General features: G+C 61.5%; 11 protein-coding genes. 6 read left to right on the top strand and 5 right to left on the bottom strand.

Annotated features, from left to right (window positions below):
• The first annotated feature begins 23 nt into the window (after positions 1–23).
• Both ACQZ5N_RS24085 and ACQZ5N_RS24090 read left to right on the top strand, forming a co-directional pair.
• Complete coding sequence (locus ACQZ5N_RS24085) at positions 24–1,022, top strand: asparaginase (protein WP_269828011.1); 999 nt, start codon at positions 24–26, stop codon at positions 1,020–1,022.
• A gap of 134 nt (positions 1,023–1,156) precedes the next feature.
• Positions 1,157–1,777 carry a glutathione S-transferase family protein gene (locus ACQZ5N_RS24090; RefSeq protein WP_003522219.1) on the top strand — a complete coding sequence of 207 codons (621 nt, stop codon included), beginning with the start codon at positions 1,157–1,159 and terminating at the stop codon, positions 1,775–1,777.
• A 150-nt stretch (positions 1,778–1,927) separates the two neighbouring features.
• Here the strand turns inward: ACQZ5N_RS24090 and ACQZ5N_RS24095 are convergent, their stop codons facing one another.
• The gene (locus tag ACQZ5N_RS24095; RefSeq protein ID WP_448734335.1) at positions 1,928–2,587 is read right to left on the bottom strand and encodes a glutathione S-transferase family protein; all 660 of its coding nucleotides are present in this window, start codon (positions 2,585–2,587) and stop codon (positions 1,928–1,930) included.
• A gap of 182 nt (positions 2,588–2,769) precedes the next feature.
• Entirely contained in the window at positions 2,770–3,285 is a 516-nt protein-coding gene (locus ACQZ5N_RS24100; protein ID WP_448734336.1) for a MarR family winged helix-turn-helix transcriptional regulator, read from the bottom strand.
• Between the two features lie 141 nt (positions 3,286–3,426).
• On the opposite strand from ACQZ5N_RS24100, the gene ACQZ5N_RS24105 reads away from it, so the two are divergent.
• Positions 3,427–4,956 carry an MDR family MFS transporter gene (locus ACQZ5N_RS24105; protein WP_448734337.1) on the top strand — a complete coding sequence of 510 codons (1,530 nt, stop codon included), beginning with the start codon at positions 3,427–3,429 and terminating at the stop codon, positions 4,954–4,956.
• 36 nt (positions 4,957–4,992) lie between these two features.
• Here ACQZ5N_RS24105 and ACQZ5N_RS24110 read toward each other — a convergent pair whose 3' ends face one another.
• Positions 4,993–5,292 (bottom strand): addiction module antidote protein, encoded by a 300-nt coding sequence (locus ACQZ5N_RS24110; RefSeq protein WP_448734338.1) that lies wholly within the window; start codon positions 5,290–5,292, stop codon positions 4,993–4,995.
• Positions 5,293–5,498: 206 nt separating this feature from the next.
• Between ACQZ5N_RS24110 and ACQZ5N_RS24115 the strand changes: the two genes are divergently transcribed.
• The 3 genes from ACQZ5N_RS24115 (at position 5,499) to ACQZ5N_RS24125 (ending at position 9,275) form a co-directional block, all read left to right on the top strand.
• Complete coding sequence (locus tag ACQZ5N_RS24115) at positions 5,499–6,509, top strand: ligase-associated DNA damage response exonuclease (protein WP_448734364.1); 1,011 nt, start codon at positions 5,499–5,501, stop codon at positions 6,507–6,509.
• Position 6,510: 1 nt separating this feature from the next.
• Positions 6,511–8,136: a cisplatin damage response ATP-dependent DNA ligase gene (locus ACQZ5N_RS24120; RefSeq protein ID WP_448734339.1), complete on the top strand. Its 1,626-nt coding sequence runs from the start codon at positions 6,511–6,513 to the stop codon at positions 8,134–8,136.
• Positions 8,137–8,309: 173 nt separating this feature from the next.
• A complete protein-coding gene (locus tag ACQZ5N_RS24125) occupies positions 8,310–9,275 on the top strand; it encodes an alpha/beta hydrolase family protein (protein ID WP_448734340.1) in 966 nt (321 codons plus the stop codon).
• Positions 9,276–9,361: 86 nt separating this feature from the next.
• Here the strand turns inward: ACQZ5N_RS24125 and ACQZ5N_RS24130 are convergent, their stop codons facing one another.
• The gene (locus tag ACQZ5N_RS24130) at positions 9,362–10,144 is read right to left on the bottom strand and encodes a glycosyltransferase family 32 protein (RefSeq protein ID WP_448734341.1); all 783 of its coding nucleotides are present in this window, start codon (positions 10,142–10,144) and stop codon (positions 9,362–9,364) included.
• 153 nt (positions 10,145–10,297) lie between these two features.
• Positions 10,298–13,039, bottom strand: coding sequence for a heavy metal translocating P-type ATPase (locus ACQZ5N_RS24135; protein ID WP_448734342.1), 2,742 nt, complete (start codon positions 13,037–13,039; stop codon positions 10,298–10,300).
• Positions 13,040–13,164 lie beyond the last annotated feature (125 nt).

Here is a 13,164-nt window from a genome sequence, read left to right on the forward strand (position 1 = left end):
CAGAATTTTTTGAGGCTGCGAAAATGAACAATTCCGTTACCGTCGAAGTCACCCGCGGCAACCTCGTGGAAAGCCGCCATCAGGGCCTTGCCGTGGTGGTGGATGGCGATGGCGGCGTGCTGTTTTCGGCTGGCGATATCGAGCGCGGCATCTTCCCGCGTTCCGCCTGCAAGGCCATGCAGGCGCTGCCGCTGGTGGAAAGCGGTGCTGCGGATGCCTATCAGTTCGGCAACCGCGAACTGGCGCTTGCCTGCTCCTCCCATTCCGGCGAGGACGCGCATGTGGAACTTGCTGCTTCGATGCTGGCGAAGGCGGGCAGGGATGCCGATACGCTGGAATGCGGCGCGCACTGGTCTTCCGACCAGAGAACCATCATCCATCAGGCCCGCACGCTGGAAAAGCCGACGGCGCTTCACAATAATTGCTCCGGCAAGCATTCGGGCTTCATCTGCGCCTGCTGCCACACCGGCACCGACCCCAAGGGCTATGTCGGTTACGATCACCCGCTGCAGCGGGAAATCCGCGCCACGATGGCAAGCCTGACGGGTGCGACACTCGGCCATGACAATTGCGGTGTGGATGGCTGCTCCATCCCCACCTATGCCGTTCCGCTCAAAGGGCTGGCGCACGGTTTCGCAAAGATGGCGACGGGCAGAGGGCTGGAACCGGGCCGTGCGAAAGCCTCGCGCCGTCTCGTCGAGGCCTGCATGGCGGAGCCCTTTTACGTGGCGGGCACCGGCCGCGCCTGCACGAAACTGATGCAGATCGCGCCGGGAAAAATCTTCGCAAAGACCGGCGCGGAGGGCGTCTTCGTCGCCGCCCTGCCGGAAAAGGGCATTGCCATGGCGGTGAAATGCGAAGACGGCACGACGCGGGCGGCGGAAGCCGTGGTCTCGGCACTGCTGGCCCGCTATTTCGATGAAGGCAGCGCCGAGCAGCAGGCTTTGAGCGGCATGGCGAACCGGCAGATGCGCAACTGGAACGGCATCCATGTCGGCGATATCCGCGTCGTCGGGCTTTAAATAACCTTTGACGCGGCCGGTTGCGGGCACGATGATGATGTGCCCTGCGTGTGACGGCCATCCCATGGCCGCCGAGGGGCGGCGTCCGCGTGAGGAAGAAACGGGCGCTTCATTGCTTTGGAGGTCGCATATCCATGTTCACACTGTTCTTCTCCCCCGGTTCCTGCTCCCGCGCCAGCCATATCGTGCTCGAGGAATCCGGCCTGCCTTACAAGGCCCACCGCGTCAATTTCGCGGAGGGCGAGCAACGCTCCGAGGCATTTTTAAAGATCAATCCGAAGGGCCGCGTGCCCGCACTGGCCACGGCAAGCGGCGTGCTGACGGAGACGCCCGCCATCCTCGCCTTCATCGCGCAGATGGCGCCTGAAAAGAAGCTCGCACCGCTCGACGATCCCTTTGAATTCGCACTGATGCAGTCCTTCAACGCCTTCATTTCCTCCACCGTGCATGTCGCCCACGCGCATGGCCGGCGCGGCAGCCGCTGGGCGAATGAGGAGAGTTCGCTTGCGGATATGAAGGCGAAAGTGCCGCAGACCATGGGCGAGTGCTTCGAACTGATCGAGCACGGCATGCTGCACGGCCCATGGGTTCTTGGTACGGCCTATTCCGTTGCCGATCCCTATCTTTTCGTCATGTCCGGCTGGCTGGAAAGCGATGGCGTGGATATTGCCCGCTTCCCGAAAGTGCACGACCACTTCCGCCGCATGAACGACCGCCCTGCGGTGCAGCGGGCGCTGGCGGGAGAGAGGGGCTGAGTGGCTCAGTATTTCCGTCATTCCGGCCCTGAGCCGGAATCCAGCCGACGCGCGTCTGCGCGGCGAGAAGAGTCCTTTCAGCCCAAGGACTTGGGCTGGCTGGATGCCGGATGAGGTCCGGCATGACGGAGGGGTAAGGGGCTTAACCGCTCAGGCCGCTTCGGCGGCCCGGCTGTCCCACATGGTCTTGAACGCCGTGCGGGCCTGGCAACGATCCAGCCAGACTTTCAGCGCCGGATGGGCATCGAACAGCGGCTTGTGGCCCTGCGCGTAACGAACGATTTCCGCCGCGTTGAGATCGGCGACGGTGAAACGGTCGCCCACCAGATAGTCGTGGCTGGAGAGATGCTGCTCCAGCACCCGGAAGGGGCGCTTCAGCAGGCGGGCGGCGACATCGATCACGGCCTTGCCGCTATCGCTTTCCGACAGGCCTTCGGCGATGGCGGAGGAAATCTTCAGCGAATTGGTCTCGATTTCAGTGGCGGCGAAGAAAGACCATTGCAGCATCGCCGCATCTTCCTTCAGGTCGATGGGGGCGAGCGGCCCGCCATATTTGCGGGCAAGGTAGAGATTGATGGCCATGGATTCGTAAAGCACCATGCCGTCATCCTCTATGCAGGGAATGGTGCCCATCGGGTTGACGGCGAGAAATGCGGGAGACAGCGTGTTGAGCGGCGCATCCGCAGCCAGCGGATCGGCAAGGCGGCGGGCCTGTATCACGGGCACATGCTTGAATTCTATGCCCAGTTCACCCGCAAGCCACAGCGTGCGCGTGGCGCGGGAACGGTAGACACCGTAGATCGTCAACATCGAATTTACCCCCTTGAGAGCATTTCCAGTGAAAACCGCGTCGCAGTTTTACGTCCGGACAATGCGGAAAACAAAAAGCAGAATACGGCCGACGATGTCGGCAAACGGCGTGCTCCGGCCTTTTCGATGCGGCACGTTACGGTTTTGCACTTTTAAAGTGAAGTTGCGGATCGCAGGGCCAGCTATGATTTTTTCTGATCCGCCAGAAAGTCCGTATCCGGCGACAACCGGTATTCGAAACGGTCGATGAAACGTTCGAACAGGCGGGCGAATGTCTCCACATCCTCCGCCGGCCATCCATCCATCACGTCCTCGATGACGCTCATCTTGGTCCGGCGCATTTCCTGCAAAAGACTGGTGCCGAGCGGCGTGATCTCGACAATGCTGCGGCGGCCGTCCTCCTGGGAAACGCCGCGTTTCAGCAGGCCGCGCGCCACCATATCCGCCACCACCCGGCTGCCGCGCGAGGGGTCGATGCGCATGCCCTCGGCAATCGCACCCACGGTAACATCGCCTTCTGCCCGGCGCAGAATATCAAGAACGTCGATATGGGAGAGTTCGAGACCCGGAGCGAGCTTGGCAAGCGCCATGCGGCCGATGATGCGGCGGCCGATCATGATGCGCATGCGCGTCATCGTGTTGCCGATCCGCTTGATGTCCTCGGGCAGATCCTCGTTCCAGTTTTCCTCAGTCGCCACGCTTCATCGTCCCTTTCGATGCTGTTTTCCGATCACATTTAGCGGCATTAGCACAGATGTCAAAAACTTGCCATTGACATATATATGCTGATAGCACACAAATTGTCGCAGCAAAACTGCCGGAAGCCAACGAGATTTTTCATGGATATGTCCACCGCCCCCGTGGCGCCGCTTGTGTCGGATCATCGGCGCAGGCTCATCGTCTTTCTGTTTCTGATGCTGGCCATGTTCATGGCGACCCTCGATAACCAGATCGTATCGACAGCACTTCCCACCATCGTCGGTGAATTCGGCGCGCTGGAGCGTTTCGGCTGGATCGGCTCGGCCTATCTTCTGGCGACCAGCGCGGTCATGCCTGTTTATGGCAAGCTCGGCGATCTGTTCGGCCGCAAATATGTGATGATCGCGGCGGTCGTCATCTTCACGCTCGGTTCTCTCGCCTGCGGTCTGGCATGGTCGATGGATTCGCTGATTGCCGCCCGCGTTCTGCAGGGGCTTGGCGGCGGCGGCATCATGGTGTCGATCTTTTCCGTCAATGCGGATCTGTTCGAACCGCGCGAGCGCGCCCGCTACCAGAGCTATTCCAGCCTCACCATCATGGCGTCGGGCAGCGTCGGCCCGATCCTCGGCGGCACGATGAGCGACCTGTTCGGCTGGCGGTCGATCTTCCTCATCAACCTGCCGCTTGGCATTATCGTCATTGCAGGACTGGCGCTGATGCTGCCCTATCGCCGTCCGGCGCGTCAGCCGAAGATCGATTATCTCGGCGCGGTCCTCTTGGCAGCCACCATTGCCAGCGTGGTCTTCTGGGCAGACAGCAGCGAATTGTTCGGCTCGCTGATCGCAGGCCCCAGCCTCGGCATCATCGCTTTCGCCGTCATTGCCGCCTTTCTCTGGGTGCAGGTGGAACGCCGCGCGCCGGAACCGGTCGTGCCGCTGCGTCTTTTCAAGGACAGCACCTTTCCGCTGTTGATGATCGTCTCGCTGACCAGCGGCGGCATCGGTATCGGCATGGTCAATTATTATGCCCTGTTCCTGCAGACCACGACGGGGCTTTCGCCCTCCCATGCCGGCCTGTTCTTCATCGCCGTCACCGGTGGCATCGTCATGGGCTCGCTTTCGGCGGGACGGCTGATTTCGATTACCGGCGTCTACAAGCCCTTCTCGGTGGCGGGTCTCTCCATCAACCTTATCGCCATGCTGCTGTTCACGCAGATGCATGCCGGAACGCCGCTTTGGGTGATTGCGGTCCTCATGTTGGCGCAAGGCTTTGCTGTCGGCCTCGGCCAGCAGGCGCCGATCATCGGCGTGCAGAATTCCGCGCCCAAGGCGGATATCGGTGCGGCGAGCGGCGCGGTGACCCTGACCCGCATGGGTGGTGCAGCCATTGCCATTTCGGTCTATGGCGCCATCGTGTCATCGAGCCTCAAGGGCGTGCCGGTCGATATTCCCGGCGTCGGCAAGATCGAGGAACTGACGCCGAAAATGCTCTCCGAACTCCCCGCCGCCTCGCAGGCCGCCGTCGCCTCGCTCTATTCGGATGCGTTTACGCCGCTCTTCTTCGCCGCAGCCGCAACCGCCGCCATCGGCCTTGCGGCGGCGCTGATGCTGAAACCGGTGCGGTTGCCGGCGGCGGTGCAGGCGAAGCCGGCCGAAGGGGCGGGGGAGTAGTGACGCGTAGTCGTAAGGCTGGCGTAAATCCCAGTCTTACGCGGCGTTCAATGATTTTTCGACGGCCAGTCGGAAGCCCAGCGCATGCAGGACTTTCTGCACGGTTTCATAGCGAAGCTTCGAACCGGGCTTAAGTGCTTTGTAGAGGCTTTCGCGGCCCAGACCCGAAGCATCCGCAACCTGTGACATTCCGCGCGCCCTGGCGACTGCGCCAAGGGCGGCAATGAATACGTCAGGGTCTTCGTCTTCCATCGCGACCGCCAGATATTCGATCATGGCTTCATCGCTATCCAGATAGTCTGACACATCGAATTGGCTAAATTCCGTCACGGCCATCCCTTCCTATTGTCTGCGCCATCCCGATTGCGCGTTTTATGTCCCGCTTTTGCGAAGACTTGTCCCCGCTGACCAGCGTACAGCCGCGGCTCAACGCCGAAATGACGGGCGGCAAAACAAAAACACTGCCGCTGGAAATTTAACGCCCGTTCCGCGTTATTCTCGCAGCACTTTACATTCGCGCGGGCGGCCCTATCTCAATGAATATGAAGCCGGAACAGCTCCTGAATTCCACGCCCAAGGGCCTCTATTGTCCGGCGGGCGATTTTTATATCGATCCCGTGCGCCCGGTGGCGCGGGCGCTCATCACGCATGGCCATTCCGATCACGCCCGCGCCGGCCATGGCGCGGTACTGGCCACGCGCCAGACGTTGGATATCATGCGTATCCGTTATGGTGAGGACTTCTGCGGCAGCGAGCAGGCAGTGGCATTCGGCGAGAGGGTGGAGGTGAACGGCGTCACCGTCGGTTTCCATCCCGCCGGCCATGTGCTGGGTTCGGCGCAAATCTCGGTGGAAATGAACAGCCTGCGCATCGTCGCATCGGGCGATTACAAGCGCGGCGTCGATCCCACCTGCGCGCCCTTCGAGACCGTTCCCTGCGACGTCTTCATCACCGAGGCCACCTTCGGCCTGCCGGTGTTTCACCATCCGCTGCCGCGCGTGGAAATCGGCAAGCTGCTTACTTCGATCCGGCAATTTCCCGAACGCACCCATCTCGTCGGGGCCTATTCGCTCGGCAAGGCGCAGCGCGTCATCAGGCTTTTGCGGGACAACGGTTATTCCGATCCCATCTATATTCACGGCGCGCTGGCGCGGCTTTGCGATTATTACGTCTCGCAGGGCATTGATCTCGGCGATCTGCGCCCCGCAACGCTCGAAAAAAGCGATCCTTCCGCCTTCAAGGGCGCGATTGTCGTCGGTCCGCCCTCGGCGTTTCAGGAACGCTGGGCGCGGCGCTTCAACGAACCGCTTATTGCCTTCGCTTCCGGCTGGATGATGGTGCGGCAACGCGCAAAGCAGGGCGGCGTGGAGCTGCCGCTGGTGATATCAGATCATTGCGACTGGCCGGAACTTCTGGAGACCATCAGGGAAATTTCCCCGCAGGCCGTTTGGGTCACCCATGGCCGTGAGGAGGCGCTGGTGCGCTGGTGCGAATTGCAGGGTATTGCCGCCAAGCCGCTGCATCTTGTCGGTTACGAGGATGAGGGGGATTGAGATGAAAGCCTTCGCCACGCTGCTCGACCGCCTCGTTCTCACTCCCTCGCGCAACGGCAAGCTGAAGCTGCTGACCGATTATTTTCGCGATACGCCCGATCCCGACCGGGGTTACGGACTAGCGGCCATTGCCGGCACGCTGGATTTGAAAAGCGTCAAGCCCGCCCTGCTGCGCGAGCTGGTGCTGGAGCGGATGGACGAGGTGCTGTTTCGTTATTCCTATGATTATGTCGGCGATCTTGCCGAAACCATTTCGCTGGTCTGGGGCAATATCGGCGGCGCGGATGACGCCGAAGCGCAGGATCCACGCCTCGGCGACATCGTGACATTGATGAATTCGCTCGGCCGCACGGAGGTGCGCAGCGCGGTGCGCGATCTTCTCGACCGGCTCGATACGTCCTCGCGTTTCGCTTTTCTCAAACTCGCCACCGGCAGTCTGCGCATCGGCGTTTCGGCGCGGCTGGCACGGCAGGCGCTGGCGGATTTCGCCGGGAAAGACATCACCGAAATCGAGACCCTCTGGCACGGGCTGACGCCGCCCTATACGCCGCTTTTCGCCTGGCTGGAGGGGAAATCCGGGCGGCCGGTGCTGGCGACGCCCGCCATCTTCCATTCGGTGATGCTGGCCACACCGGTGGCCGATGGTGACCTCGATGCACTGGACCCGGCCGATTACGCCGCCGAATGGAAATGGGACGGCATTCGCGTGCAATTGTCCCGCGCCGGCGCCACGCGAAAACTCTATTCCCGCTCCGGCGACGATATTTCCGGCGCCTTTCCCGATGTTCTGGAGGCGATAGATTTCGAAGGCGTGATGGACGGCGAATTGCTGATCGGCGGGACAGTGCGCTCCAACAATCTCACCCGCACCTTCTCCGACCTGCAGCAGCGGCTGAACCGCAAGACGGTGACAGCGAAGATGCTGGATGACTATCCCGCCTTCATCCGCGCCTATGACCTGCTGTTCGAGGGCGAGAGCGATATTCGCGCCGAAAGCTACATGGATCGCCGCGGCCGCCTGTCGGATATCATCGAGCACGCACCGCATGACCGTTTCGACCTCTCGCCGCTGATCGGCTTTTCCAGCTGGCAGGAACTCGACACGCTGCGCGCCGCCCCGCCCGATCCGGTGATCGAGGGTGTGATGATCAAGCGCCGCGACAGCGCCTATCAGGCCGGCCGCGCCAAGGGGCCGTGGTTCAAGTGGAAACGCGATCCCTATAATATCGATGCCGTCATGATGTATGCCCAGCGCGGCCACGGCAAAAGGTCGAGCTATTATTCCGATTTCACCTTCGGCGTCTGGGCGGAAGGGGAGGATGGCGAACAGCTCGTGCCGGTCGGAAAGGCCTATTTCGGCTTCACCGATGCGGAGCTGGAGGTGCTGGACAAGTTCGTGCGCGACAATACGGTCGAGCGTTTCGGCCCGGTGCGGGCGGTGCGCGCCACGCCGGATTTCGGCTTCGTGCTGGAGGTGGCCTTTGAGGGCATCAACCGCTCCACCCGCCACAAATCCGGCGTCGCCATGCGCTTCCCGCGCATTGCACGGCTGCGCGCCGACAAGCTGCCGGCGGAGGCGGACAGGCTCTCGACGCTGGTGGCGATGATCGATGGCGTGGAAGTGTAGGGTGCCTTGGCCGCCCCCCTCATCCTCCTTGGCAGGCACAGGAGCAGGGAAGACGCTGTCCAGAAATTGCCACGATGGCTGCGAATACATTGTTGTCATTCGCGAATCCGTGATTGGACAGCCTCCCGCCGCAGTGTTGAACTGCTGTTACAACCATCCCTTCAGGTGACCATATGGCAGACAAACGCTTTCTTTCCTCAGCCTTCGGACAGGAAGAGAGCGGCACTATCTTGCCGAGCCTGACGCGGCGAAGCCTGCTGGTCGGCGCCATGGGGCTGTCAGCGGCTGCATTTTTGCCGCTGCGTGCGAAAGCGGGCGTTGCCGCGCCCGAGGTTTTGCCGCTGGAGCGGCAGGATTATGCGGAGGCGCGCAAACGGTTCCACACCCATCTCTTGCGAAAAATGGCTGCGCCGGAAAAATCCTCGGCGCTCGGCACGCCGCCCGGGGCGGAACGTGTCACCTATCCCGGCGGGCCGGATGGCTCCATCGAACTTGTCGCCTGGCTCTCCCACTACCAGCCGTCAAAAACGCTGAAACCCGCCGTGCTTTTCCTCCATGGCGGCAACGCCACCGGAGACGGCCATTGGGCGCTGATGAAGCCCTATTGGGAAGCGGGTTATGTCGTGCTTTTGCCGTCCTTCCGTGGTGAAAACGGCCAAAGCGGCAATTATTCCGGTTTCTACGACGAAACGGCGGATGCGCTGGCGGCGGCCACCTATCTGGAAAACCTTCCCGGCATCGACAGAAACCGCTTCTTCATCGCCGGCCATTCCAACGGCGGCACGCTGACGCTGCTGGCCGCCATGAGCCGCAGGTTCCGCGCCGCGGCACCCATTTCCGCCGGCGTCAATTCCTGGCGTTATTTCAACCGCTATAGCGACGAGATATGCTTCGACGAGACCGACGAGCGCGAATTCATCATGCGCTCCTCCGTCTGCTTCGGACCCAGCCTCAAATGTCCGGCGCTGCTTCTGCGCGGCACGGAGGAGCGGCCTTTCGATGCCGATCACCAGCTTTTCGTGGATCGCGCCCTGACATCCGGCTTCAAGGTCGACAAGAAGCTGTTGCCCGGCACCCATAACGGCGTGGTGCCGCATGCGGTGGAGGAAAGCATCCGCCTTTTCAACGCCTTCGTCTGAAATTCGAACTGTGCTGCTGTTTAGGAACGTCTGAGGGTTCAGGAGCACGTCCGGCCAAACCGCTTCGCACGTTTACCGGAGATGCCCTAGTTCTTGACGATGGACGTCTTGGCCTGCTCCGCCCACCATGCGCCGTCTTTTTTATCGGCATATTGGGCGCGCTTGTTGGTGAACTGACCCTGGGTGCACATTTCGCGGTAATTGCGGACCGGAAGCCCCAGTTCCTTGACGACGGCATGCACCACCGTCGGGCCGGTCATGTCGTAGACGCTGGCGAGCGTTCCGTCTTCGATATTCTGGGAAATACGGTCGGCCATCAGCCTGAGCGCCGGGTGGTCGGGCCTGGAGGCCATGAAGTAATTCGTGATCTCGCCGCTTTTCATGGCGATGAAAACGGCCTCTTCCTGAGCGCCGATCACATCCTCGGGGCGGGCAGCAAAATTGGAATCGATATCGAGATAGATGCCGCCTTCCTGCAGCAGCACCAGAATACGCCAGAAATCCGCCTTGGCGGCGCCCACCTGCAGGCGACGGAAGGCGTCGGCGTAACGTCCGGGAAAATGCCGGTCGATATAGGTCTGGCACGCCTCGTCATCATGGTAACGATATTCGAATTCCGGCGTCAGCCAACGGTTGAACAGGAAATTCGCATAGATCGGCGTCGTTACCCGGTTGGAGTAATTCGTCTGCCAGATGATGCGGGGAATGGCCTTTTCCGATTTCGGGCTGCGTCTGGCAGGCTGATACTGCGGAAGCGTTTTTCTTCTGCCGGGCCGGATGAACAAATCGATGGAAAAGATGACCTTGGCGATGTTTCCACCGATCTTGATCGCGCGGTACGCGATGCGGTTATAGCCATGCTTTGCCAAGTTCAGCGCTCCTGCGCGTGGAATCGATTGTCACGCGCGTGGAAACGGCGGTACGCGGTATTTATTGGACGCAATTAGTTTGTCAATATGCCGTAAATGAGACGGCCGGGCCTCGATTGACGAGACCCGGCCGTCTTGCACGCAAATGGAATGTCAGCCCTTGTTGCGGTTGAAATAGCCGAGCAGCCGCATGGCATTGGCGGTGACCAGAACCGTCGCACCGGTATCGGCGAAAACGGCGAGCCACAGACCCGAAACGCCGGTTACAGTGGTGACAAGGAAGACCGCCTTCAGGCCGAGCGCGATGGTCACGTTCTGGCGGATATTCAGCATGGTGGCGCGCGACAGGCCGATCAGGCGGGCGGCGTCGCCGACATTGTTGCGCATCAGCGCCGCATCCGCCGCTTCCATCGCCACGTCTGTTCCTGAACCGATGGCGACGCCGACGCTGGCCGCCGCAAGGGCCGGCGCATCGTTGATGCCGTCGCCCACCATCACCACGGTCTTCTTTTCGGCAAGCTTGCGGATTTCTTCGACCTTGTTCTGCGGCAGCAGTTCGCCCCGCGCCTCAAGGCCCAGCTTGTTGCCGATGGCACGCGCCGTGCGGGCATTGTCACCCGACAGCATCAGCGAGGAAATGCCCATTTCCTTCAGCGCTTTCACGCCTTCCGCCGCATCCTTGCGCGGCTCATCGCGCATGGCGAAGAGGCCGCTTGCCGCCCCGCCGGTCATGACGACAGCCACCGTCTTGCCTTCGCTTTCCAGTGCGGAAATGCGATCGGCCAGTTCCTTCGAGAGGGTGCCGACTTCCGTTGCAAAGCGCGGTGCGCCGATGAACAGGTCTTTCCCGCCGACATTGCCCTGCATGCCGCGACCGGAAATCGCCTTGATGTTGGAGCCGGGCAGGGGCTTAACGCCGCTCTTTTCGGCATGATTGACGATGGCGCGGGCGAGCGGATGGCTCGATTCGTGCTCGATGGTTGCGGCTTGCGCAATCAGCTCGGCCTCGTTGCCGTCAAGCGCCACCACGTCGGTCACGACAGGTTCGCCGAGCGTCAGCGTGCCGGTCTTGTCGAAAGCGACGGTTTCGGTGCGAGCCAGCATTTCGATGACCGCGCCGCCCTTCACCAGCATGCCGTGGCGTGCCGCGGCAGAAAGGCTGGAGGCGATGGCCGCGGGAACCGAGATGACCAGCGCGCAGGGGCAACCGATCAGCAGCAAGGCAAGACCGCGATAAATCCAGGTATCCCAGTCGCCGAGGCCGACAAGCGGCGGCACGATGATGGTCAGCACCGAGATCGCCACGATCAGCGGCATGTAATAACGCGAGAAGCTCTGGATGAAGCGCTCGGTCGGGGCACGCGCATCCTGCGCTTCCTCGACGAGTGTGATGATGCGGGCAATGGTGTTGTCTTCCGGCGCGCGGTCGACGCGGATGCGCAGCGAGCCGTCATGGTTGATCGAGCCGGCAAAGACGCGTGCGCCTTTTTCCTTGGCGACGGGAATGCTCTCTCCGGTCATCGGCGATTCGTCGACGCTCGACTGGCCTTCCATGACAACGCCATCGGCGGCGATACGGTCACCGGGACGCGCCAAGACCACCTGGCCGATGCGCACCTGATCGGCCGCGACCTGCCGCAGCGCGCCGTTTTCCTCCACCAGAGCCGTTTTCGGCAGCAGCGAACCGAGCGCCTTGATGCCCGAGCGTGCGCGGGCAGCCGCGAAACCTTCCAGCAATTCGCCGACGGAGAAGAGCAACACGACGATGGCCGCCTCTTCCGCCTCGCCGATGATGATCGCGCCGATGGCGGCAATCGTCATCAGCATTTCGATGGTGAAGATCGCGCCGAAACGGGCGGCGTTGAAGGCGTTCTTCGCGATGGGGAAGAGCGTGACCAGCGTGGCGATGATGAAGGCGTAACCGCCCCATGCCGGGAAGCTCAGTTCCGCCGCATAGGCGATGGCGACCAGAACGGTGCCGGTGAAGGTGTTGCGCGCCTTTGCGGTGCGCCACCACGCGCCTTTTTCATCCGCGCCATGGGCATGTCCTACTTCCCCGCTCTGCACTGCAGCCGCCGGAGCGGAACCATGCGAATGGCCCGCATGGTCGTGGCCGGAATGATCGTGACCAGAATGGTCATGCTTGGAGTGGTCATGATCATGCCCGCCGCAGGACGCGTGATCGTGCGCGGAATGGTCATGCCCCGAATGGTCATGATCTGAATGATCGTGGTCGTGGTGATGGCCGCCGCATGATCCGTGGTCATGATCGTGATTGTGATCTGCGGCTTTTTCTCGCGCGGTCTTTTCCTGCGGCAGCAGGGCCGGCTTGAATCCGAGCTTGCGCAGCGTGTCCTCGATTTTTTCGACCGGGGTTTTGCTCTCGGCCAGCGAAAGGTTCAGCCTTTCGCGTGCAACGGAAACCTTGACGTCGGCAACGCCCGGCAGGCGCGAAAGCGCGGTCTCGATCTTGGCCGCGCAGCTGCCGCAATCCATGCCGCCGACCGAAAAGGTCAGCGCATTGCTGTTGTCGGCGCTCGTTCCGGTATCGGCATGGTGGCCGCCGCAGGACGAATGATCGTGGTCATCATGGTTGTGGCCGTGATGATCCGCCTCGACTTTTGCGCGGGAGACTTTTTCCTGCGGCAGCAAAGCGGGTTTGAAACCGAGCTTGCGCAGCGTGTCTTCGATTTTTTCGACCGAGGTTTTGCTTTCGGCCAGCGAAAGGTTCAGCCTTTCGCGCGCAACGGAAACCTTGACGTCGGCAACGCCCGGCAGGCGGGAAAGCGCGGTTTCGATTTTCGCCGCGCAGCTGCCGCAATCCATGCCGCCAACGGAGAAGGTCAGTTGCTCGCCGTCTTTGCCCTTGATGTTTATGCCTGTCGAAATATTCATGGTTTCCGCTCCTGAATTCCAGTCGACAGCCAATCTGGCACCTCTAGCAACTAGAGCTTCAAGAGCAAAAATGCGTTTTTTCGATTTTTTTTGAAAAAACGACGCCAGCTTCGCGCCAGCCGCAC

It is taken from the genome of Agrobacterium sp. 22-221-1 (assembly GCF_053522445.1).